24 protein-coding genes and 2 pseudogenes are annotated in these 22,010 nt (G+C 68.2%); 12 read left to right on the plus strand and 14 right to left on the minus strand.

Features of this window, described 5'->3' with window-relative positions:
• Positions 1-419 precede the first annotated feature (419 nt).
• From ABZU32_RS30120 to ABZU32_RS30130, 3 genes are all read right to left on the minus strand, one after another.
• On the minus strand, positions 420-2,075 hold the full coding sequence (locus ABZU32_RS30120) for a cellulose binding domain-containing protein (protein ID WP_354927314.1): 1,656 nt from the start codon (positions 2,073-2,075) through the stop codon (positions 420-422).
• Between the two features lie 494 nt (positions 2,076-2,569).
• Entirely contained in the window at positions 2,570-3,007 is a 438-nt protein-coding gene (locus ABZU32_RS30125; protein ID WP_354927316.1) for a hypothetical protein, read from the minus strand.
• A gap of 232 nt (positions 3,008-3,239) precedes the next feature.
• A complete protein-coding gene (locus ABZU32_RS30130) occupies positions 3,240-3,569 on the minus strand; it encodes a putative quinol monooxygenase (RefSeq protein ID WP_354927318.1) in 330 nt (109 codons plus the stop codon).
• A 160-nt stretch (positions 3,570-3,729) separates the two neighbouring features.
• On the opposite strand from ABZU32_RS30130, the gene ABZU32_RS30135 reads away from it, so the two are divergent.
• Positions 3,730-4,467, plus strand: a complete 738-nt coding sequence (locus ABZU32_RS30135; protein WP_354927320.1) for a TetR/AcrR family transcriptional regulator — start codon at positions 3,730-3,732, stop codon at positions 4,465-4,467.
• A 431-nt stretch (positions 4,468-4,898) separates the two neighbouring features.
• Positions 4,899-5,348: a hypothetical protein gene (locus tag ABZU32_RS30140; RefSeq protein WP_354927322.1), complete on the plus strand. Its 450-nt coding sequence runs from the start codon at positions 4,899-4,901 to the stop codon at positions 5,346-5,348.
• A gap of 736 nt (positions 5,349-6,084) precedes the next feature.
• Here the strand turns inward: ABZU32_RS30140 and ABZU32_RS30145 are convergent.
• Complete coding sequence (locus tag ABZU32_RS30145) at positions 6,085-6,438, minus strand: hypothetical protein (protein WP_354927324.1); 354 nt, start codon at positions 6,436-6,438, stop codon at positions 6,085-6,087.
• Between the two features lie 285 nt (positions 6,439-6,723).
• Positions 6,724-7,020: a hypothetical protein gene (locus ABZU32_RS30150; protein WP_354927326.1), complete on the minus strand. Its 297-nt coding sequence runs from the start codon at positions 7,018-7,020 to the stop codon at positions 6,724-6,726.
• On the opposite strand from ABZU32_RS30150, the gene ABZU32_RS30155 reads away from it, so the two are divergent.
• From ABZU32_RS30155 to ABZU32_RS30180, 6 genes and pseudogenes are all read left to right on the plus strand, one after another.
• Complete coding sequence (locus ABZU32_RS30155; RefSeq protein ID WP_354927328.1) at positions 7,013-7,459, plus strand: hypothetical protein; 447 nt, start codon at positions 7,013-7,015, stop codon at positions 7,457-7,459. The two genes, ABZU32_RS30150 and ABZU32_RS30155, sit on opposite strands and share 8 nt — an antisense overlap.
• A gap of 356 nt (positions 7,460-7,815) precedes the next feature.
• The gene (locus ABZU32_RS30160) at positions 7,816-8,169 is read left to right on the plus strand and encodes a hypothetical protein (protein ID WP_354927330.1); all 354 of its coding nucleotides are present in this window, start codon (positions 7,816-7,818) and stop codon (positions 8,167-8,169) included.
• Positions 8,159-8,368 (plus strand): hypothetical protein, encoded by a 210-nt coding sequence (locus ABZU32_RS30165; RefSeq protein WP_354927332.1) that lies wholly within the window; start codon positions 8,159-8,161, stop codon positions 8,366-8,368. Before ABZU32_RS30160 ends, ABZU32_RS30165 begins: the two co-directional genes overlap by 11 nt.
• A gap of 105 nt (positions 8,369-8,473) precedes the next feature.
• A complete protein-coding gene (locus ABZU32_RS30170; protein ID WP_354927334.1) occupies positions 8,474-8,908 on the plus strand; it encodes a helix-turn-helix domain-containing protein in 435 nt (144 codons plus the stop codon).
• Between the two features lie 539 nt (positions 8,909-9,447).
• Positions 9,448-9,684 (plus strand): annotated as a pseudogene (locus ABZU32_RS30175) (integrase core domain-containing protein); the annotation flags it as partial.
• Between the two features lie 69 nt (positions 9,685-9,753).
• Positions 9,754-11,259: an ISL3 family transposase gene (locus tag ABZU32_RS30180; protein ID WP_354927369.1), complete on the plus strand. Its 1,506-nt coding sequence runs from the start codon at positions 9,754-9,756 to the stop codon at positions 11,257-11,259.
• Positions 11,260-11,479: 220 nt separating this feature from the next.
• On the opposite strand, the gene ABZU32_RS30185 is transcribed toward ABZU32_RS30180, so the two are convergent.
• From ABZU32_RS30185 to ABZU32_RS30200, 4 genes and pseudogenes are all read right to left on the minus strand, one after another.
• The gene (locus tag ABZU32_RS30185; protein WP_354927336.1) at positions 11,480-11,962 is read right to left on the minus strand and encodes a MarR family transcriptional regulator; all 483 of its coding nucleotides are present in this window, start codon (positions 11,960-11,962) and stop codon (positions 11,480-11,482) included.
• A 61-nt stretch (positions 11,963-12,023) separates the two neighbouring features.
• Entirely contained in the window at positions 12,024-12,860 is an 837-nt protein-coding gene (locus ABZU32_RS30190; protein WP_354927338.1) for an NAD(P)H-binding protein, read from the minus strand.
• Positions 12,857-14,236: an NAD(P)/FAD-dependent oxidoreductase gene (locus tag ABZU32_RS30195; RefSeq protein WP_354927340.1), complete on the minus strand. Its 1,380-nt coding sequence runs from the start codon at positions 14,234-14,236 to the stop codon at positions 12,857-12,859. The genes ABZU32_RS30190 and ABZU32_RS30195 overlap by 4 nt, the downstream gene beginning before the upstream one ends.
• 589 nt (positions 14,237-14,825) lie before the next feature.
• Positions 14,826-15,578, minus strand: a pseudogene (locus ABZU32_RS30200) (ketopantoate reductase); the annotation flags it as partial.
• 47 nt (positions 15,579-15,625) lie between these two features.
• Here ABZU32_RS30200 and ABZU32_RS30205 point away from each other — a divergent pair.
• A complete protein-coding gene (locus tag ABZU32_RS30205) occupies positions 15,626-15,778 on the plus strand; it encodes a hypothetical protein (RefSeq protein ID WP_354927342.1) in 153 nt (50 codons plus the stop codon).
• 476 nt (positions 15,779-16,254) lie between these two features.
• A complete protein-coding gene (locus tag ABZU32_RS30210; RefSeq protein ID WP_354927344.1) occupies positions 16,255-16,509 on the plus strand; it encodes a hypothetical protein in 255 nt (84 codons plus the stop codon).
• A 3-nt stretch (positions 16,510-16,512) separates the two neighbouring features.
• Here ABZU32_RS30210 and ABZU32_RS30215 read toward each other — a convergent pair whose 3' ends face one another.
• The 4 genes from ABZU32_RS30215 to ABZU32_RS30230 form a co-directional block, all read right to left on the minus strand.
• Positions 16,513-16,647, minus strand: coding sequence for a hypothetical protein (locus ABZU32_RS30215; RefSeq protein WP_354927346.1), 135 nt, complete (start codon positions 16,645-16,647; stop codon positions 16,513-16,515).
• A 145-nt stretch (positions 16,648-16,792) separates the two neighbouring features.
• The gene (locus ABZU32_RS30220; RefSeq protein WP_354927348.1) at positions 16,793-17,572 is read right to left on the minus strand and encodes a class I SAM-dependent methyltransferase; all 780 of its coding nucleotides are present in this window, start codon (positions 17,570-17,572) and stop codon (positions 16,793-16,795) included.
• 8 nt (positions 17,573-17,580) lie between these two features.
• Positions 17,581-18,339: a methyltransferase domain-containing protein gene (locus tag ABZU32_RS30225; RefSeq protein ID WP_354927349.1), complete on the minus strand. Its 759-nt coding sequence runs from the start codon at positions 18,337-18,339 to the stop codon at positions 17,581-17,583.
• Positions 18,336-19,556 carry a riboflavin synthase gene (locus tag ABZU32_RS30230; RefSeq protein WP_354927351.1) on the minus strand — a complete coding sequence of 407 codons (1,221 nt, stop codon included), beginning with the start codon at positions 19,554-19,556 and terminating at the stop codon, positions 18,336-18,338. The genes ABZU32_RS30225 and ABZU32_RS30230 overlap by 4 nt, the downstream gene beginning before the upstream one ends.
• A 947-nt stretch (positions 19,557-20,503) precedes the next feature.
• On the opposite strand from ABZU32_RS30230, the gene ABZU32_RS30235 reads away from it, so the two are divergent.
• Positions 20,504-21,253, plus strand: coding sequence for a hypothetical protein (locus tag ABZU32_RS30235; RefSeq protein WP_354927353.1), 750 nt, complete (start codon positions 20,504-20,506; stop codon positions 21,251-21,253).
• Positions 21,254-21,286: 33 nt separating this feature from the next.
• On the opposite strand, the gene ABZU32_RS30240 is transcribed toward ABZU32_RS30235, so the two are convergent.
• Complete coding sequence (locus ABZU32_RS30240) at positions 21,287-21,565, minus strand: amidohydrolase family protein (protein WP_354927371.1); 279 nt, start codon at positions 21,563-21,565, stop codon at positions 21,287-21,289.
• Positions 21,566-21,578: 13 nt separating this feature from the next.
• Between ABZU32_RS30240 and ABZU32_RS30245 the strand changes: the two genes are divergently transcribed.
• Positions 21,579-21,728 (plus strand): hypothetical protein, encoded by a 150-nt coding sequence (locus ABZU32_RS30245; protein WP_354927355.1) that lies wholly within the window; start codon positions 21,579-21,581, stop codon positions 21,726-21,728.
• The last annotated feature ends 282 nt before the right edge of the window (positions 21,729-22,010 follow it).

Here is a 22,010-nt window from a genome sequence, read left to right on the forward strand (position 1 = left end):
GCGAAACGACGCGTCGAACCGATTCACAGATCCCGGCGGTACGGCTCAGGCAGCGCGGATCCGCGCCGGGATTGATGGAGGCTCTGATGTGCCTCGGGTTCCGTGGAGTCGGCTTGGTCGGCTGTCCTGCCGGCCAGGTATTTTCGGAGGGCGGCGGGATCGACATCACCGAGGCGCATGGGCTCGGTGGGGTGCTGTGCGCAGCGCCGCCGCCCACTATGCGACCAAGCAAGGCCGACGACGGCCAGGGTGGCGGCCGGCGCGGCGGCCGATGGGACGCCGCGCCGGCCGCCGTGAAAGCGATTCCAGCGTCGACCGGCGTTGATCTTCTGTGGCGACCGGGCCGGCGCGTACGGCGAGAACGCGGGGCCCCGCCTCGGAAGGTTCCGACGGCGGGGCCTGGCGTCATCGCGGCCGGCTCAGCTCGCGGTGCAGGTGATGGGCGAGGGGACGGCGTTGGTCCCGTTGGCGGTTCCGGTGAAGCCGAAGGTGGTGGAGGCGCCGGAGCTCAGAGTGCCGTTGTAGCTCGCGTTCCCCACGGTGACGGCGGCTCCGGACTGGCTGAGGGTGCCGTTCCAGAGCTGGGTGATCGTCTGGCCGTTGGCGTAACGCCAGGTGGCCGTCCACCCGGTTACCGCCCGGTTCGCGGTCACGGTCACCTCGCCCTGGAACCCGCCCTGCCAGGAGTTGACCACCTTGTACGTGGCCGTGCACCCCTGTCCCGAGCTCGGAGTCGGCGTGGGGGTCGGCGTGGGGGTCGGCGTGGGGGTCGGCGTGGGGGTCGGCGTGGGGGTCGGCGTGGGGGTCGGCGTCGGCGTCCGGGTGGGCGTGGGTGTCGGGCTGGGGCCGCCCCCGCCGGCCTTCAGGACGGTGATGGAGTACGGGGGAAGGGTGATCGACGTCGCCGAGGAACCGGTGGTGGTGCTGATCGAGGTGTTCCCCTTCTGCCACTGCACGATGGTCGGGCTGCCGCCGGGAGAGAACCCCGAGTAGGACAGCGAGACCGTGGTGGAGTTGTTGAGGTCCTTGTTGACCAGCACGACGTTCAGGCCGCTGGAGGTCTTCACCGCGTGCGCGGCGAGCAGCGCGTTGGACGAGGAAGCCTGCACGAGCGCGTCACCCGGGGATCCGGCCTTGCCGACCATGGCCAGGCCGTAGTACGGCGAGAACGGCGTGTTGGTCGCCGGCTCACCGGAGGCGCCGGAGGACAGGATGCCCTCGTCGTGGTAGTCGACGGTCCCGTCGTCGTTCCTGCCGGGGCTTTGGCTGGTCCCGTTGTGGAGATTCCACCAGTCCAGGTTCATCGCCCCGTTCTCGAACCAGGTCAGATAGCTGTCGGTGGCGAACAACGCGGCGGTGGCGCTGTTGAGCTGGTAGCTCGGGTTCAGCTCGGTGACCGCGATCCCGATGGAAGAGGCCCGGCTTCCGGCGTATCTGGAGATCAGGGAGCGGAGCGAGCCGGTGATCGTCGAGATCTGCGACACCTTGGTCAGGCTGTCGGCCGCCGAGGAGGCGCCCGGGTACCAGTGGACGATGACGAAGTCGGCCTTGTCCTGGACGATCGACATGACCGTGTTGTTCCAGTCGGCGCTGTCGCCTGACCCGACGATGCCGTCCGGCCAGCTCCCCGGGGTCGTGAGAACGACGCCCACCTTGATGGTGGAGTCGACGGCCTTCATCGCCGAGATGTACTGCACCACGTTGTTGGCGTATGTTCTCGGGCTCTTGTCGGAGTGATTGTCCTGCTCCCACCCCGACCCGTAGTGGCCGTTGCCGTAGACCTCGTTGCCGACCTCCCAGTACTTGACGCCGTAGCCCTTGGTGACGTTGGCGTACCGCACCCAGTCGGCAGCCTCCTGCGCGGTGCCGGTGCCGTAGTTGGCGATGACGACCGGCTGCGCGCCGGCCGAGCGCACCGTGCCGATGTAGGTGTCGAAGTCGGTGTTGGGGGCGACGTACCCGCCGTCGGCCGTGTTGGTCTTCCAGTGGTAGATGTCGGCGTACGACCCGCCCGGGTAGCGGACGGCGGTGAAGCCGGCGTCCCGCAGCAGCCCAGGTATGGCCGAATGGTTCATGTTCCCGTCATAGACGGCGACGTTGACGCCATGTCCGGCGGGCGGGATCGCACCCCGAGTATTGTTAGCGCTAACATTCACGGTCGCGGTAGTAGCCGCCGATGCCGAATCGACCGTCACGGCGCTGATCACCGTAGCGGCCAGGGCCGTGGCGGCGAACAGCGCCACGACGGCCCGCCGACGGCGGAGCAAGCCAGGCATCCGAACTCCTCGAAAGTCGCGTGCGCGGGACGCACAGGGTCAGCGGAGCGTGATCGAGTCCCCTGCCTCCGGTCAAGCGAGCGGGCCGCACGTGACGGGCCAAGCGACCCCAACTGCACCGACGGCGGCCCACCGGCTGCAACTTTCACTCATTGAGCCGGCACGACCGTAGAGCGATCGGCCGGCTACTCTCACGTTCGCGAAGAACACGGCGAGTGCTTCGAACGGGACCGCGGCACGGCGGGCAGCCGGGGTGGGGTCTGTCCAGTGCATCTGCGACAGAGCCGTTCGTCTTACAGTCCCCCGCGGGCCGGCTCGGCGGCACCGGTCCGCCAACTGGTCCAGCCGCGGCAGAGCACGTACGCCACCGCGGTCGTCACCAGGACGAAGAGGTCGATGAACGCGGTCTGTGCCGCGTCGGGCTTGTCCCACATGACGAAGCAGTAGACGGTGATCGCGCCCTTGTGGAAGAGCAGAAGCTCCCACAGTCCCCATTGTCGGCGCGGTGCGACGGCGAGCACGATCCACAGTCCCGCGAAGACGACGTAGGCGAGCGTCCGCCAGGCTTCGGTGATGACGCGGTCGTCGGAAACGCTGGTCATGATGAGGATCCCGCCCGCGAACGCGACGAGTGTCGCGGCCGCGTCGACGGCCATCAGCGTGCGCCCGATCCGATCCGCCCAAGGGGACGGACGGCCGGCGGGAGGAGACGCGGCGGCTCCAGTGGCCATGAGGACTCCTTGTGGTGAGGGGATATCGCTCCGGGGTGAGCGCCGGCCGGTGCTGACCGCATGACGTCCACGGCCCGGACGGGAGGCGCTGTACGGCGGCACCGGACGGCTGCCGCTGGGGATGGGACCCCACCTGAGTGGCGCCCTTTCTGGTCTCCGACGCGAACGTCGGGAATGTGGAACGGGGCGGCTGACAGCGGGCGGACGCTCCCGTCCCAGAAGCTTCGCCTCCTTACCGCTGGCGCGGGACGGCACCCGGCATCGGGCTCCAGCCGCCCTGCTCGATGTGGGCGCCGATGATCTCAGGGGTGCTGGTGATCATGTCCGGCAGTTCGGCGATCGCCGTTTTGAGGTGCTCAGAGTTCGTGTGCGCTTCGGCCGTCTCGGGGCTGGCGTACCCCTCGACCACCACGTACTGGTGCGGGTCGTCCACGCTCTTGAACCACTCGATCAAGACATTGCCCGGCTCGGCCCGGGTGGCCTGGGTGATGTCCTCGACGAGCGAGAGCCATGCCGCGTCCCGCTCGGGGCGGACGGTGAACTTGACGACCGTGAAGTGCACGGATTCCTCCTTGGAAAAGGGCGGCCTCGGTTCTCGATCACCGGCCGTGGCACAGCCGGTGATCCGTGGAAAGCGGCCGGGACCGACGCTAATGACGTTCGCCCGAATTTGGCAGTGCCAGATTTGCTTAGCAGTGTCAGGCAGACAGTACGGTGTCGGCATGACGGACGAGCCCACGGCGCCTGACGCCGGCCCGGTACCTCTGCGCCTGCGCCGGCGGGCCGCCGCCACCCGTGAGATCCTCGACGCGGCGCAGGAGCACATCGCGCTGCACGGCCCCTCCGGCCTGTCCCTGCGATCGGTCGCCCGCAGCCTCGGGATGACCGTGCAGGCGCTCTACCATTACTTTCCCAGCCGCGATGAGCTGACCACAGCGCTGATCACCGAGGCGTACCACCACCTCGCCGACGCCGTCCAAGCGGCGCTCGACACCGCACCGCCGGACGGCGACCTGCCGACGTTCATCACCGCCGCGGAAGCGTTCCGGGGATGGGGTCTCGACAACCCCGCACGGTTTCAGCTCATCTACGGGACACCGCTGCTTGACTACCAGGCGCCCACCGATGGCCGCACGACCGCCGGTGCCCGCAGGATCGCGGCCGTCTTCCGCCGAGAGTTGTTCGGTGCGTTCACCGATGAGCAACTGGCCCGCACCGAGGTTCCACCACTGAGCCTCGCACTCCGTGCCCGCTTCGAGCAGCTGCCGCCCGAAGCGGTCGGCGGACTTCCGCCGCAGGCCGCCGCCCTCTTCATCAGCGCCTGGGGCCACCTGCACGGCCTCGTGGTCCTGGAAGTGTTCGGGCACACCGCCTTCATCGGCCCGCTGCAGGCGGAGGTCTTCCGCGGCGCCATGCACAACCTGCTCTCTGACGTGCATCGGCGAATACCCGCCGGCTGACGTTGTCGACCCACAGTCAGCGGGGATACCGGTCTGCCGTTGACCAGTTCATATACGTAGGTATAAACGTTTCCCGCAGGCACTGGCCGGAGCTCGCCACTCGGAGTTGTTCCAGACCTTCGGCGACCCTGCCGCTCAGACCGTCGCCAAGACCAGCCGGCAGGGCTTGTGCAGCTCGGATCTTGCCCGTCCCGATCAGTCCCACATGGACCAACGGCCTGCGCCGGTCGACCTGAAACGGCGTCGTACGGGACAGGACCGCAACTAGAACTGCAACTACGAAGGCATCATCCAATGCGGTCCCGCGCAGCTTCCCACATGATTCACGGCGAAGGTTGGACCATCGCCGTCAGAATCGGCGGAACCTGGACGCCTCACCCTACGTTGCCCTGGTCAGGCATTTCCTTTCCGCACGGACGGGAGTCGGCGGCATGGAGGAGCGAAACGGCTGCGGTGCTGGATGCCTGGTAATCGCCATTGGGTTGCTTGTGCCACTAGCAACGATGTTCGCGGTGGTTTTCGGTTTGGCCGCCTCTGACGGCATCAAATGGGAGGCACGCGCCGCCCTGCGCCAGGGCACGATGGGGTCCTTCGTCGCCGAGGAATTGAAGTGCAGGGGGCGCGGCCCCTGCCGCTGGTGGGGCTCCTATAGATCCGACGATGGCCAGACAGCTCGGGCGAGGGTATGGATCAACGGTTACTATGCGCCTGAGCTGACTGAAGGATCCCGCGTGCCGGCTCTCGATACAGGGCACGGAGTCGTGGTGCACCGACCGGGTTATTTCGATCCCATTGGCCCGCTGTTCTTCCTCGGGATCAGCCTGACCTGTCTGTTCGGGCCCGGATACCTTATGTGGCGTGCGCTTTGGAAGCGCCGTTGATAGCAGTTAACGACGAAGGCCCCACCATCCTGTCAGCCTCACAGGCCGCCGTCACGAGTTGTCGGAGAAGGTGAGAGAGAAGAGATCGTCACATGACACTACAGGGACCCAATCCGGTGAGCTGGCCATCTTAATGTGCCGACCACTAAGTAGGCGCTTGGGACTCGAAAACGTGAAGATCACGCAGGGCCGCAGGCCGTCCGGTCGTGCGATCTCTTCCAGCGTGTGCCAGTCGTCTTCGGTCCATGCCTGTTTGTCGTGCCCCTGCGCCACCAGCTCTGCTTCAGCAGCGGTTCGGGCGGTTCGGATCCGCTTGCCAAGTTTGGTCGCCTGGTCGTACTTGTCGTTGTCCCCGTGATCCGGGAACAGATGGCGATGGTCATAGCCGACTTGAGCGAAGGCCTCTCGAAGCCATCGGCGCTTGTCGGGGCCGGCGGTCCGCCAGGTGTACGTCAGATTCGACCTCGATCTTCTCGCGAGATCTGGGGCGTCGGACCATGGCGGCGAGACAGTTATCCACGGCCATCGCCTTTCTCCTTCGATCTTGGTCTAGCAACCCGAAGGATCACGCGATGGCCGTCCTCATTTCACGACGCCACGCTGACTACCAGCGGAACCTCGTACACCACCTCCGTGGACGCAACCCAGCCTCCGCCCGGACACTGCGTGGATGCGCTGAAGACCTCCACCAACCACGGGCCGATGAGTCCACACGGCGTCACCCCGGAGCCGGGTGTCACGAACTGGGATGGACGTCCAGCTGTACGAGCGCCTCGTAACAGGTGCACTCCTCGGTCCTGATCGGCGGGTATTCGGGGAAGGTGGCCTGTCCGCGGCCGACGATCCGCCCCTTTCCGTCCTTGACGACGGCGCGGACCGGCACGCGGGAGTAGTCGGTGGCCTTTCCCGGAAAATCGACGCGGGCGATGGCGACCTGACTTTCGGCCGGGGTGGCCGTCCTGCCGGCAGAAGTGGGGGCGCGGGACGAGGGAGGAACGACCACATCCCTCTTCCGGCAGAGACCACGGGTGTCACACACTTCATAGGTGTAGCCGGATCGCAGGATCGATTGATGCACCGTGAGCTGCACCCCGTTTCCCCCACATGGCCCGCAGCTGACCGCCTGGCTCCTGCATCCGGACAACACCGCCACCGCCACCGCAGCGCATACCAGATCACGTAATCTCGGCGCTCGCGACAAGGGCTTCCACCGCCCTGTTGTGATCATGGTTCCTCCTCGAGATACGCCTGCCGCTCATGGTGGCATGCCCTCGCACGGCCGGCCCCTCGGGCAAGACCGAGGGACCGCGGGAGCCGCACGTTCGCGACTCCCGCAGTCGCGGTGCTGCGCCGCGCTACGGCGTGTGGTGTTTCGTCACGGCCGCGCTCCCTGCAGGCACTGGCAATCACCGGCGTTCTGTGGCCGGACGCCGAACGCCGAGTCCGGAAGCCGCTTGAAGAGGTAACCGGCCTCCTTGACCCGTTTGCGAAGCTCCATCAGTTCCTTGTCGGTCAGCTTCGGAGATGCGGCGAGGTACTGCTGCCGGACCCTGGCCGGAGTGGAGGGCGCGGCCTCCAGCCCACCGTTGGCCGCGACGATCCGGAAGCTGTAGTTGGTAGGCCCGCTGATGAGGCCGCCCGCGGTGAAGCCGAGGGCGCCGCCGTTGGGCAAGGTCCATGCCGGCGATGTCGGCGCGGCGCAGACCGGTGCCGAGGATTACGTGGACGATCGCGCGGTCGCGCAGCGGCCGGGCATGCCGGTGCAGGGCGGTGGGCCCGCCGCGGTGTCGGCGGCCGGTGAGCTGGTGGTAGGTCTCGATGCGGTCCAGGACGTTTTTGACGGTCCGTACCTGCCCGCTGGCCAGGGCGAGGACTTCGGGGGCGGGCAGGCGCAGCAGGTCGACCCGCTTGGTCGGATCTCCCTCGGGCAGCAGCCCGGCGGGGGCGTGCGCGGCGATCCAGGTGAACAGCGCCGACAGGTAGGCCAGATGGTTGTTGACCGTCGCCGGCGCCATGCCCGCTACGGCGACGTCGCTATCCTGCTGGTTACTCTGACCGTGGGCGGCGAGGTGGTCGCGCCAGGCGCTCACCTCGCGGGCGGTGATCGCTGAGATGCGGTCGTGCCCGATCCCGGCATGGAACCAGGTGCGGAACCGCTCCAGATGCCGCGCGATCTTGCCCGCGACCTCGTCTGAGCGGACACCGCGGACCGCCAGGTCGAGGTACCGCTCGATCCAGTCGGCAAGGCTGTCATCGGCCGCGGGCAGATGCTCGGGTGGGCCGATCAGCTTTCATGAGGTGAATCCGCGGCGATCCTGGGCGCTGCGCGGGGCCGGTAATGCTCATGAGACCAAGTTGCTTCACAGAAAAGCTATTTCCTGAAAAGATTTATGCATGCCGACGGGGCGGCTCTAGCAGGGTCATCTCTCCACCCGGCTGGGCGAGAGCCTACGGGTGGAGGTACCCGATGGAGGCGCACATCCGCGTGTCTGGCGGCGATGACGCCGTCGAGTTCACCGCGCTACAGGACTGGCTCGGCGGCCAGCGAGCGTTGACCGGTATGGTGCGTCTGATACAGCGGCCGCCCCGTGAGGGCGAGTTGGGCGGGGCGTTCGACATGCTCGCGGTGGCGCTCGGTTCAGGTGGCGCGGGGGTCGCATTGGCCAAGGCGCTTACGGTATGGCTGCAGACCCGCCGCGCCGATGTGACCATCACGGTGACCTCCCCGTCGGGAAGCGTGAAACTCGACGTGCAGCGGATCAACGACGCTGGTGTGCTGCCGCTCCTGGAGGAGGTCCTCCGAGAGCGCGATGAGCGCTGAACGCCCCGACTACTCGCGGTCCAGGGCGATCCTGATCGGTACCTCGACCTACCAGGATGGGCTGTTCCCGGCACTGCCGGCGGGCGACCAGCGCTTCTTCAATGCGCCGTTCACCGGCGCGAAGCTCCGCTTCGACTCCATGGCCCCAGGCACCTACCGGTACCAGACCTTCATCGCAGGCGCTCGCATGACCGGCTAAGATATACCCACGTATACGTATCCTCGTTGATCAGTACCATGGTCTACGCCGAGCGCGTCCAGCGCCGCGACACCCGACCACACACCCGAGGGAGTGGGACCACCGATGAGCGCCACGCCTTCCGACCCCGGCCCTCTGGCCCGTCGCCTGGAGCACCTGTTCCAGACGGTCCACCCCAAGGGCGGCAAGCCCTACACCAACGTCGAAGTCGCCGACGCGATTAACGCCGCCGCTGGCGAGAAGGTCATCTCACAGGCCTACGTATGGCAGCTACGCAAGGGCATCAAGGACAACCCCACCAAACGCCACCTCGCCGCCCTCGCGGCATTCTTCGGCGTCTCGGTCCTGTACTTCTTCGACGACGAAGACACCGGCAACTCCACCGCCCCCGCCACCAAAGTGGACCTGGCGCTGACGGACGACGCAGTCAAAGAGGTCGCCTTGCGCGCCGCCGGTCTCTCGGATGAAACCCTGAAAACCATGCAAGACATGATCGACCGCGCCAGAACCCTCGAAGGCCTCCCCGCCGTGGATCAGTGAGTGTGGGCGACGAAACCCGCCTTCACTTGGCTGGTCTGGAAGGGCCGGCACACCAGAAGCAGTCGCTCCTTGAGGATGTCCGCTCTCCCAGTCGAGCGACGACCGCTCGTTCGGGCCGCGGGAGCCGAGCCCCTGCTCCTCGCACAGGCAGCGCATCCCTCGGCTACCACGCTGCGTAACTTTGCGCTATGCCGGCAGCTACCTGTATGGAGCCCATCGGTCCGAGCCCGATCCGCACAAGTTGGCGATACGGCGACGGAACTCCCCGGCGATGGACGGCCGGCTGGCCAGCGCGGGCAGGACACCGGTTAGCATGACGAGTTCGCGTGCCTGTCGCAGTAGCGGGAAAGCCTCTGCGGTTGTCACGTCGAAGCCGTAGGCCGTCAGTAGGTGCTCAGGCGGCGTCTGGCCGAAGCCTAGCGCGTTCACCGCAGTGGGCACCAAGTCCCACTCGCGCGGTCCATGGCAGACCTGGTCGAGGTCGGAGAGCACGACCCCGTCACCGTGCCAGAGGAGGTTGCCCGCCCACGCGTCGCACCCGGGTCATGACAGACAACGGCTCGGCTTACCGCTCCCGCCTCTGGCGCGACACCCTGACCGCGGCCGGCATCATCCACAAACGCACCCGCCCCTACCGATCAGAAACCGAACGCCGCCAAGCGCTCCCACACTGGCTCCAAACCTACAATCACCACCGCGGCCACACCGCGCTGAACGGCCTACCACCCGCCAGCCGCGTCCCGGGTCTGTCCAGTGTGAACGGCTCTGTCTCGTAATCGGTGGTGGCGCTTAGTGATCGCCTGCCAGCCTGAGGCGTGCTGAAGATCAACGATCTGGTGGGTGTGGTGTTCTCGGGGCGTTCTGACCTGGTCATCGAGGATGTGGTGGACGACATCGACCTCATTCGGGTCATGGCCCGCACTCGGGATGAGCCTGTGCCGTGCCCGGTGTGCGGAGTGCCGACGGCGCGTGTGCACGGCTTCTGCGGCCGGACGGTCACGGACGTCCCGGTCGATGGGCGGTCAGTGGTGGTGTCGGTGAGAGTACGGCGCCTGGTCTGTCCGGCGCTGGGGTGCTCAGGGCAGACGTTCCGTGAACAGGTGCCGGGGTTGCTGGAGCGCTACCAGCGCCGCACCAACCGACTCACCGGCCGGCTGGGAGCCGTGGTCAGAGAGCTCGCGGGTCGGGCGGGGGCTCGTCTGTCACAGGCACTGGACGTCGCGATGTCGAGGTCCACCGCGCTGCGGCTGCTCATGCGGTTGCCGCTGCCGCTACCGCGGGTTCCCCGCGTGCTCGGGGTCGATGACTTCGCTCTCAAGCGCCGCCACCGATACGCCACCATCTTGACCGACGCCGACACCGGCGAGCGCATCGACGTTCTCCCCGGCCGTGGCGCCGACGCCCTTGAGGCGTGGCTGCGTGCCCACCCAGGGGTGGAGATCGTCTGCCGGGACGGGTCGGGTGCCTACGGCGAGGCGATACGACGGGCGTTGCCCGACGCGACGCAGGTCAGCGACAGGTGGCACCTGTGGAAGAACCTGTGCGACAAGACCCTCGCCGAGGTCCGCTCCCACAGCTCCTGCTGGGCCACGGTCAACCCGGCCCGTCCCGCCGGCGCCCGGGAGCAGACCACACGCGAGCGCTGGCAGCAGATCCACGACCTGCTAGGCAAGGGAGTTGGCCTGCTGAAATGCGCCCGCCGACTCAATCTGTCCCTCAACACCGTCAAGCGCTACGCCCGCACCCGCCAGCCCGAGGCACTGCGCCGCGCTCCGCGCTACCGGCCCACCCTCGTCGATCCCTACCGCGATCACCTGCGCCAGCGGCGCGCCACCGAGCCGGCCGTCCCGGTCCTCAAGCTGTTCGGTGAGATCAAGAAACTCGGGTACACCGGCAGCCTCAACCTGCTCTACCGCTACCTCTCCCAAGGCCGGGCCGAGGGCGATCGGCCCGTCATCACATCCCGCCGTCTGGCTCGGCTCCTGCTCACCCGCCCCGACAAGCTGCGCGAGGACGACACCACGTTGCTGCAGGAACTCCTGGGTGCGTGCCCCGAACTGGCCGACCTCGCCCGTCTGGTCCGTGACTTCGCCGAACTCCTGTCCCCGGCCGCAGGAAACGACGCCAAGCTCGCCGCCTGGCTCGCCGACGCCCGGGCCGCCAACCTGCCTCACCTGCACGGCTTCGCCAACGGCCTCGAGCTCGACCGCGAGGCCGTGAACGCCGGCCTCGCCTTACCCCATCACAACGGCCGAACCGAGGGCGTCAACACTCGAACGAAGAGAATCATGCGGCAGATGCACGGCCGCGCTGGGTTCGACCTCCTGCGCCACCGCATTCTCCTGCACTGAAGATCACTGAGCGCCACCACCGATTACGAGACAGAGCCCAGTGAACGGTGTAACTCGATCTTGATTGGCGCTATCGGGGGTTTGGGGACAGGCGGCCTTCGAAGGCGATGGCGAAGGCGTTGAGCGCGGCTTTCCACCGGGTGACCCAGCGCTTGCGGCCCTTCCCCGTCGGGTCCAGGCTCATGCTGTTTTCTCCGGCCGGGGTCGCGTAGGAGCGTGCTCAGATGTCCTTGGTGAGCCGCTGTGCTTGGCGTCGCTGGAGCTGGATCTGGTCGGTGATGAAGTCGGTCAGCAGCTGCAGCTCCTGGGCGGTGTATCTCGACAGCTGGTCCTGGGTGTCGGTGATGGCTTGGCTCCACATCTGGTTCGCCAGGCGCTGTGCCTTGTCGCTGGCGGTGATGAGGACGCGTCTGCGGTCGGCGGGGTCGCGTTGCCGTTGTGTGTAGCCGGCTTGGGTGAGCCGGTCGATGGCGAAGGTGAGCGCGGTGGGGGCAATGCCGGCGGTGGTGGCGAGGTCGCCCGCCGCCATGGGGCCGCGGGTGATGAGGCACGACAGGCAGCGGGCGTCGGTGCGGTTGAGCCCGAGGGCGGTACTGACGGCTTGGTCGACCTGGTCGGAGGCGGTCTGCAGGTCGGTGAGGGCTCGCATGAGCTCGGTGACCAGCTGCTGGTGGGTACCGCCTTGCGTGGTGTCGCCGGACAACGCCAACCCCCGGGGTTCGTCAGGTATCGACAGGTGAGGTGGAGGCCAGGGTAGCGGGTGGCTAGCGGAAGTCGGCGGCGTGCTCGTGGGCCCAGTCCGCGAAGGAGTACGGGGGCCGGCCGGTGACCCGTTCGACGGTGTCGGTCAGCGTCGGTGGTCGGTGCACCGCGGCGGCGAGCTGGCCGAGCACGGCGTCGACGATCGCGGGAGGCGCGTATCGGGTCATCTGCTCGCGAGCTTGGTCCGCGGGGATCTCTTCCATGCGCAGGGTGCGCCCGATCGTGGCGCCGATGAGGTCGAGCTGGTCGGTGTGGGTGATGGCGTGCGGGCCGGTCAGGACGTACGTGGCGCCCTGGTGACCCTCCTGGGTGAGCGCGCGGACCGCGACCGCGGCGATGTCCCGCTCGTGGATCGGTGCGGTACGGGCCAGTGGATGTGGGGCGCGTACCACGTCGCCGGCTTTGATCTGCGGCGCCCATTGCAGGCTGTTGCCGGCGAACTCGTTGGGGCGCAGGAACGTCCACTGCATGTCGGTGCTCGCCACGGCGTGCTCGAACGCCGCATGTATCTCGGCGACCGCGTCCGGTTGGCGTTCGACGTCGTCGAGCACGTCGCCGGTGGACAGCACGACGATGCGCTCCACCCCGCACCGCTCGGCGACTTCGGCCAAGCGCTGCGGGGCGCCGCCCATCGCCATCAGGTAGACGGCGCGTGTACCGCGCAGCGCGTCGGCCAGCCCGTCCGGTTCGCCGAGGTCTCCACGGACGACCTCGGCCTCCCGGGGGATGGATGCTCGTGAGGGGTCGCGGGTCAGCGCGCGTACCTTGTGCCCCTGGGCCAGCAGCCCGGCCGCCACGTGCCGACCGACGCTGCCGGTCGCTCCGGTGACCACGATCATCGACGCTCCTGATCTACGGAGGGCACGCGGCCGTGCCCTCGGGTGTCTTCCATCGATTTCTGCCAGCGGCGTTTGGCTGCGGGCAGGTGGTTGAAGGCGCGCAGCCCTGTGCGCATCGCCGCCAGCAGCACCCGGCCCACCACTGGCTTGTCCAGCGGCAGGGCCCCGCCGAACTGCTTCTTGGACCTGGCCACCAGGTCCCAGGCGTAGCCGTGCATCTGCCTCTCGTAGGCGGCCACGGCCTCGACGGACGACTGCTCGCCGCGGTGGGCCGCGATCAAGTGGCGGGCGAGGATCGCCGCGTCGCGCAGCGCGGTGTTGGCGCCCACGCCCAAGCCGGGGGTCATCGTGTGGATGGCGTCGCCGATCAGTGTGACGTTGGTGCTCGGCCACGGCCGGATGGGGGCGGTGGTGCGAACCTGCAGCGGAAAGGCCGTGCTCGCATCGGCCGCGGCGAACAACGCCCGGAAGCGGGGATGCCAGCCGGTGGTGTGCTCCAGCACGATCTGCTGCAGGTCCGGGCCGGGCAGACGCATGAAGCCGGCCGGCAGCAGGCGGCTGGGCGCCGACCACCCCCACATGATGTAGTCGCGGGTGTTGTCGTATTTCAGGCCCGGCCAGCGGCGGAGCAGTTCGCCGTCGTTGCCGCCGATACCGTGCTTGAGGTGGCCCTCACGGTCCCACTTGAACTCCATCACGTGGATGATGCAGCCGTACCCTTTGGGCGCGTTCACCAGCGTCACCCCGCGCAGCATCTCGGGAGTGAGCAGGTGCCGTGTCTGTTCGTCCAGAGGCAGCTTGGCGGTGACGCACTGGGCGTCGAGGAGCTGCATCGTGGCATGCGGCAGGTACTGCCGGCGCACCCCGGAGGAGCTGCCGTCGGCACCGACCAGCACATCGCCCCGGGTGCTGGTGCCGTCGGCGAAGTGCGCCGTGACGGTGCCGTCGTCACCGCGCTCGTATTGGGTGAAGGTCTTGCCGAAGTGGACTACGTCCTCGATGCCGGTCAGCAACACCTGGCGCAGCGTCATCCGGCTGATGGACTTCTCGCTGTCGATCGGGTCGGCGGGCTCCGGGCTGTCCCCGTCACCCATGCGCAGCAACTCCGCCCCGCGCTCGGTGGCGATGGTGAAGAACCGGGGGGTCTCGGCCTTGGTGGCCAAGAAAACCTCGAACAGCTCGGCGGGCAGGCAGGCGGTCAGGGCCCGGCTGCCGTCGGGGTCGATACCGACCCGGAAACCGAACAACCCGTTGGTGCGAGTGCGGTCACGTTCGTAGACGGCCACACTGGCCCCGGCCTGCCGCAGTCCTTGCGCCAGGCACAGTCCGCCAGTGCCCGCACCGATGATGATCACATGGGGTGATGTCTGTGTCATAACGCTCCAATTACTCCAAAAATTGGAATGCTTGATGTTAAGACACCTGCATGGTGTGCGTCAACCGCGGCCTTTCCGACGGCCAGGCCGGGAAGAGCGGCCGCGATCATCTCGGCTGCATGGGACCGCTCAACGTGGGCATCAGGCTCGGATCACTTCAAGAAACCGCTCTTCCGTGCAGCAACCTGGGTGCGGCGGAAGTCGTGCGGGGTGCGGTGCGGTGCGAGGCGCCGGCCTGGGCGATGCGCTGAGCGAGGATGTTGCTGCGGACCTGCTGCCCGTCCATGTGGGCAGCGCGGGGAACAGGGCGCCCGGTGTGTGGCCGCGGCGGGCCGGCCACGCTTCGATGCGGGCCACGGTGTCGATGATCACGTAAAGCCGTGTGTGAAGGGCGGTTGGGCGACCGGTGCGACCGGGTTGGTTCTGGGATGCGGCGGACCAGGGAGCCGCAATGGACCACCGGGACCGGCGACATCGGTGAATTCAGACTCGACCCGTCCCCTCGCGGGCGAAGTTCGGTTCGGCCGCTTCCAGTCGCGGTACCGAGATGCCCAACCGTCGTGCTTCGGTCAGGGTGTCGCGGCAGACCTCACGCGGCTCCTGGGCGTCGGGGTCGGAGTGCGCCCGCAAAATTGACGCGCACGGGTGCGACATGAGCGGTCAGCCAGGCGAGCGCGGGGGCCGTCAGCCAGGTGGGCGCCCGGAACAGCAGCACACCGCGCCGGTGACGTCGCAGGTCAAGGCCTCGCGCCTTGAGGAGCGGCAGAAGCTCGCGGACAGCCAGCAGCGCTTGGCGTAGGTCGCCCGTTGCCCCGGCCAGCTTGGACAGGGAACCCAGTCGCAGGCCCTGCGAGTGCAGACCGGCGTTCGCCACGAAATGGACCCACAGCCAGCCGCGGAAGTCGGGCTGCTCCTTGAGCCGGAGCCCGGCCTCACGAAACGCCTGGCGTACGGCCTGCTCCCGGTCGGTGGGGGGTCGGCCGAGGGTGCCGAAGATGACCGACGGCAGCAGAGCCCCACGGAGCACGCCGTCCGCGCCGAAACCGCCACCGGCCTGGGGAAAGCCCCAGGCGATCTGGTCGACAGGGAGTGCGCCGATCGCGGCCGGCGGCTCGGTCCAGACGTTGCCGAAGACCAGCACCGTGGCCTGGCCGACACGCGGGGACAGCAAGGCCGTCGCCTCCGCGCGGCGGTGGTGCGGCACGCTGAGCACGATCAGGTCGAAGTCGTGGTCCGGCTCCAGCGCCTCGCGGTAGCGCACCGGCCACGTTTCGACGACGCGCTGCCACCACACCCGGCGCCGCGTATCGAGCAGGTCGAGGTGCACTGCGTCTCCGTACGTCGCCGCGCGGCCCGGCCGGACGTAGAACTCGACGTCATGTCCCGCCTGTGCAAGACGACATGGTCGTCGTGCAAGCCCTCGTCGCCGCCGGCAAAGGCGTCACCACCCTGCCCGGACTCGCGCTCCAAGCCCACCGCCGACCTGACATCCACACCACCGAACTGACCAACTTCCGCCGCCAGATCTTCGCCGTCACCTAGCGCGAACCACCCGACCCGCCCGCCGTCGCCGCCGTACTGGCGACTCTTACCAAGGCGGCCACGTGAGCGCCGTCGAATGCGCTGACGACTGCTTTCGGTAGCCCGTCGGCGCCCATCGCCGCGACCTCATGAGCAAACGGCGGCCCGAGGTACTCGATGTACACCCTCTTGATCGAGGGTCTCCAGGGATCTGTCATCGCTGTCTCCTTCCACGCGCCCGCGGCGGAGCGGCGGAGCGCTCCTGCTCCCTGCTGCTTCGCGAACCCGCCATCAGGGTGCCAGGGGTCATCAACCCTGCAATGTGCCGATTCCCAGCCCGTATCGGCCCCCGGAGCTCTCACCCTGCGCGGCCGCCTGGTCGTGGCCGTGGCGCAGCTCGTGGTAGATCGCCTGGAGCATCAGAAGCTGCGCATCGGCCAGCCGCTCGCCCGGAGTCCGATCATCTAACTCAGCCGCGGTCTTGTCCTCGTAGCCGATTGGCCGTAGATGTGCCCGGCGAACTGGTAGGGCGGCAGAAGGTCGCCGAGGCCGCGCAGGTGCTGGCCGAGCAGGCTGAGCAGGCCGAGCAGCGCGAGGCGACCAAGCTGCACAACAACCGATTCGCCACCGCCGTCGGCCGACTGGGCCATGACTCCCCGGCGGTGCGGCTGGCCGGAGCGCACGCCCTGGTCGGGCTGGCCGACGACGCCCCCACCCGGCAACTGGGGATGCCGTTGACCAACGTGTCATAGTCGTCAAACCGGGCCGTACCAGGCGCTGATCAGGGCGAGGTCGACGCCGTCAGCGTCCATGGCGGCGAGCGTGGCCGAGACCGGTGGCTGCTCGGCCGGGATCGACGTGCCGCGCCGGCGGCGCAGCGAATCGAACATGTCGTTCTGGAGGAACCATCGAGTCGGATGTTGCGCCCAAGCGTCAATGATCGGCGCGGCTGTTCCCCGTTCCCGTCGATGTGATCCGCTGTCCAGGCCGGCGAGTCCGCTTGGGCGCCGGCCCTCCGCACGGCAGCGACGCGGCTCATGTCCGGCTGATCGGCGCGGTGGGTGAGTGGGCCGTGACGAGGCGGTAGCCGAGGTCGAAGGTGTCGGCGTCGAGGAGATCCTGGTGACGTTCATGCCAGCGGCCGGTGGCGAGGTCGACCTTGAGACGTCGCATTCCGCGCTCGACAAGGTTGTGGTCGAGGTTCGCGAGGGCCGAGATGGCGGCGCGAATGTGGGGGTCGAGGTAGCAGTGTGGGCGTCGCCAGTACGCGCCCAGGAATCCATCGGCGCAGTCGGCGGCCACCGGCACCGGGACGATGCTCACCCGTGCGCCGTCGCGCCGCAACCAGGTCTGGACGACGTCGAGAGAGGTGAGCCGGGCGTCGGCTTCGGCGATCTCCGGCAGGTACTCCTCGACCAGCCAGAATCGTGCGGTGACGGCGGGGTCCCAGGTAAGGACGATCTGCCGGCTGGACACCCGGCACAATTCGGCGAGGCCGGCGGCCGCGTCGGTCCAGTGGTGGACAGTGAGGATGGCCATTGCGGCGTCGAACGACTTGTCAGGGAACGGAAGGGACTCGGCGTATCCCTGGATGACCGGCGCTGATCCGGGAGGACGCTGGCGCATCATCACCGTGGCCGGCTCCACGGCCGTGACCTGCCGATCGCGGGGCTCGTAGGAGCCGGTTCCGGCGCCTACATTGACCACCGTTGTAGCGGAGCCCAAGGCCTGCTCGATCTGAGCGGCTATACGGGGGTCAGGGCGCCGGTGGCGGGAGTAGCCGAAGCCGATCGTCTCGTACGGGTTGGCGTTCATGGCACTCGTCACTCCTCTCCGTCGGTGAGATCGACGTGCCCGCGGCGGGCCCCCAGCAGCAGCAGCGGCGGGCGTCTGAGATGTTCAGCCAGGTGAGGATGGCTGTGGAGAGCGGCGGGACCGGGAACGGGTTCGTCGATACCGGTCAGTTCCAGGCCGGCGTCGAGCAGGCCGCCGATCAGCGTGGCCATCCGCCTGTGGTGTTTCTCCACGCCCTCGATGATCCAGTTCTGGGTCCGAAGCCCTTCCGAGGCATAGTCGTCGACCGGCCAGACCGTGCCCTCGCCGGTTTGCCGCCATCCGGTCATCGGATCGGTGGCCGTACAGATGGGGTGTTCGATCGAGCATACGAATCGTCCACCCGGCCGCAGCCAGTGCGCGACGCGCCGGACCAACCCCGGGTAGTCGGCAACGTAGTGCAGGACGAGGCTGCTGACGACCAGGTCGGCGCAGCGGACGGGCAGCGTGAGCTCGTCCAGGTCAGCGTGCAGGTAGCGGACTCGCGGATGCGGGGTGGCCAGCGCCAGCATCCGCTGCGAGGAGTCCACCCCCAAGACGTGCGCCGCTCCCGCGTCGGCCAGCCGACGGGCGAGTGTCCCTGCCCCGCAGCCCAGATCGATGACGGCGGCGCCTGCTACGGGAGGGAGCATCCGGCTCATGGCCGGGATCTCGATGGCGTCATTGATCCCGGCGCCGCAATTCCTGAGCCGGCGGTAGCCTTCGAAAAAGCGGGGATCGTCGTAGAGGTCGCGGCCCGCCGTGATCACAGGTTCTTCCTCACGTCGTCCACGTCGAGCAGAGGCAGGCCCCAGCGCAGCGCGGCCACCTCCAGCTCCGCTGCCTTCGCCATGGTTCCGTCGGGGTTCATGACCTCGCAGCACACTCCGACCGGCGCTAGCCCGGCCGCCACGCACATGGCGACAGTGGCCTCGGTGTGACCGGCGCGCTCGGCGAGCCCTCCAGGGCGTGCGGTCAGCGGGAAGACATGTCCGGGCCGGAGGAAGTCGGACGGTCTGGACTCCGGGTGAGCCAGGCGGCGGACGGTCGCGGCGCGTTCGGCCGCCGACACCCCGGTTCCGGTCCCGGTGGCCAGGTCCACCGGGACGTGAGGCCGGGTGCCATGCCGATCACCGGGTCCGGGGATGGGCCCGATCTCCAGACGGTCGAGAACCTCGGGGGCGCACGGCACGGTGGGATGGCCGCAGACCTGGGTGAGCAGGAAGGTGAACGCCTCCGGGCGCAACCGCGCCCCCGCGAACACCACGTCGCCCTCCCCTTCCCGGTCGGGATCCCAGATCACCACGGCTCCTCCGGACGCGAGCTGTGTCACCGCCTTCTGCACGCCTTGCCCGCCCGAGACCCGTCCCGCCCATGGCAGCGCCGCGATCACTTCGGTCACCGCCTGTCCCGGGTTGGACGGCCAGCGCCGTACCAGGCGGGTGAGCAGGTCGGGCTCCAGATTCACACGGTCGCCGGCCGACAGCTCCGACAACGCGGTGGCCTGCAATGTCGTGGGGATCAGCGCCACCGAGAACCGGTCGCGGGACGCCTCGGCGACGGTAAGGCTGACACCATCGACCGCGATCTGCCCCTTCGGGACGACCAGCGGCAGGAAACGCTCAGGCGGCTTAATCCACAGCCGCCGTGTGGCGCCCTCGTCGTCGACTCTCACGACCTTGCCCACGGCATTCACGGCGCCCTGGACCAGGTGACCACCCAGCGAGTCGCCCAGCACCAAAGGCGCCTCCACGTTGACCCGCGTGCCGGGCTGAATCTGGTCGAGGGTCGATCTGCGGCGGGTCTCCGCCGTAAGCCTGGCTTCCAGTACGTCCGTCTCGTGCTCGATCTGGACGACTATCAGCCCGACACCGTTCAGGCAGATCGAAGCCGACGCGCTCGCGGCGGTCTTGGGCGCTCTGACCGCGATACGAGCTTGGTCGACGGCCACCACCGTTCCGACTTCCTGGATATGTCCGGTGAACATCCGACACCACCTCTCGACAGCGGGAGGACGGTCCTCGCCGCATGAAGAATCAGGGGCCGTGGGCAGGGCCCGAGAGGTGGCGGGGTGTCACCGCGTGGCCCGGAATCACACCGAGTCGTCCCACCACTACGGGTGGAACCGGCGGGCTGTTACCGCCGCACCTTGGAGTCGCACCAATCCACCTATATCACCCACCAGGCGGCAAGATCAACGGTTCACCGAACCCGAGCCGACCCAGCGGAGGGCCTTAATCACTGCCTTGTCGCGCCGCGGCGGGGACACTGCGGCCGCCTAAGCCGTGTTTGCTTTGCCGCCTGCATGCCTTGAGGGGGCCGCGACCAGTACTCCAGCCGTAGATCGTTACTGGTGTGACTGGGTCGCAGAGACGGAGCGCTGACAGACTTAGCATCGGCATCGGCCAGCAGCAGCGCCAGATGGAACCGGCTGCGCGCTCCGTACGACCCGAGATCAAGGACAAGCTGGGGCGGTACTCGCTGGCGGTGTTCACCGGCGGTGTTCATCGGCGGGATCAACATCGGTCCGTACCGGCCGGTTCCTGGTGGAGCCCTCCCCGGCTGAGCTGGAGCGGTTCTTCCGGCTGGATCGGCTCGCGCTGGACAAGCGAGCGCGGTCTTGGTGGTGGTCGCGATGCCGTCCGGGCCGGTGGGCCAGTCCACTGCGGTGGCATTCCCGTGACACGGCGAAACCCGTTTTCCGTCGTGCCGGAAAGCGTCTTCTCGGCCCTTGGGATGGCCACAGGCATGTCACTGTCCGAGGCGGCCGCGATGACATGTCACCGATTACGGACAGACCGTTTGAGGGAAGCAAAAAAAGCGCCTTCACCTGGGACGGGAGTTCGATTCGTTGGCCATTGTTCTCCAATCGCTTGTCGATCGGGGGGCGACAGGATTGGCCGGGCTTCGAGAACACGTGGAGACGAGGACGAGATGGCCGAGCAGACGCACACCACGCACAATCCCTTCGACGAGCTGGTGCCTGCCACCGGGGTCGGGGACTGGGCCTACCAGGCGCGTACCGACCTAGCCAGGTACATCAGGCCGCTGACGATCAGGGACGAGGTCAAGCCGTACGCCGAGGCGGTGGAGAAGCGGTTGCGCGCCCTGGAGACCGCCGTCAAGGTCAATAAGGTCGCGGAGGGGACGGCGCGTGCCGAATTCATCGAGTGGCTACTCACCAACGACTACGGCGGCTTCCTGTTCTACTCGGACAAGCACGACGAGGAGGTCCGGGCGGCGAACGAGGCGGCCGCCAAGAAGGCCACGGACCGGATGATCCAGAGTGCTCGCGATGTGGCGGTCCGGACGCGCAACGGCTACAGCGGCGTCGGGAACAACATCGGCACCGTGGTCGTCGGGATGGCCGACACGGTGGGAGGCGTCACCTACGTCGGACACAGCGGCGGCTACACCCGCGCCGAGCAGCAGCACGCGCTCATGGCCGAACTCGTCGGCGCGACCAAGCAGCGCGAGGACTGGGGCACGGACGCGTGCGCCGAGGTGGACGCGATGAACCAGTACCTGCTCACCACCACCTACACGCTGGTGAGCCAGATCCCGCGCGGCAAGTTGTTCTTCCACGCCGAGACCTACAACTGGTCCGAGGACAAGTGGCAGGCGCGCAGGGCGTGCGGCAACTGCGACCAGTGGCTGAAGAGGATCGGCGCGGGCCGCGTCTGAGCGGACCAGGGACGGACGGCGCGGTGCGGTGCGTCATCGCGCCGGATCCCCGAATTCCCGGAGGGACGCGGACAGGCGGTCGGCGGCGTGGTGCGCGGCGGTCGTGGCGGAGGTGTGCGGGGTGAGGAGGCGGCCGTCGCGTTTCACCACGGTGCCGGCGACGAGGACGGTGTCGACGTTGCCGGGGTGGGCGGCGGTGACGACGCTGGCGACGGGGTCGCGGCGGGCGCCGGAGAGGTTGACGGCGTCGGTGCGCAGGAGGACCAGGTCGGCGTGTTTGCCGGGACGCAGCGAGCCCACCTGGTCGTCCAGGCCTGGGGACGGGGTGTTCGGCGAGGGGACCGCTGGCGACGTGGACGGCGATGCGGAGGCCGAGGTCGCGGGCCAGCAGCCGGTCCTCGCGCACGGTCTCCAGCGGGCTGTACGACGGGCCGCGCGGCGCGACGTGCAGCTGATCGAGCTCGAGCCGGCCTGATCGGGTCCTGGCCAGGTATGGGTCCGCCCGCGCCGACGAGGGACAAAGAGCGGCGAGAGATGAGAGTGCAGTAGAAGGCCGCATGGTTCAACGTGCGGGAGAAGTGGGCCGTTGTGGAGAGGTCGTGTGCTGCTGGCGCCGAGTGCGATGTACGCGCCGGGTCAGCAGCCCAGCGCTCCCGACAGCACGCACACCACGTCAGCTGGTACCTCCGCCCCCGGCCCGGCCACGTCCCGGCCAAGCGAGCCGCCGGCCGCCGCGCCCCGGGTTGTCAGCGCCAGC

This window comes from Sphaerisporangium sp. NPDC005288, assembly GCF_040607475.1.
Classification (GTDB): Bacteria; Actinomycetota; Actinomycetes; order Streptosporangiales; family Streptosporangiaceae; genus Sphaerisporangium; species Sphaerisporangium rhizosphaerae.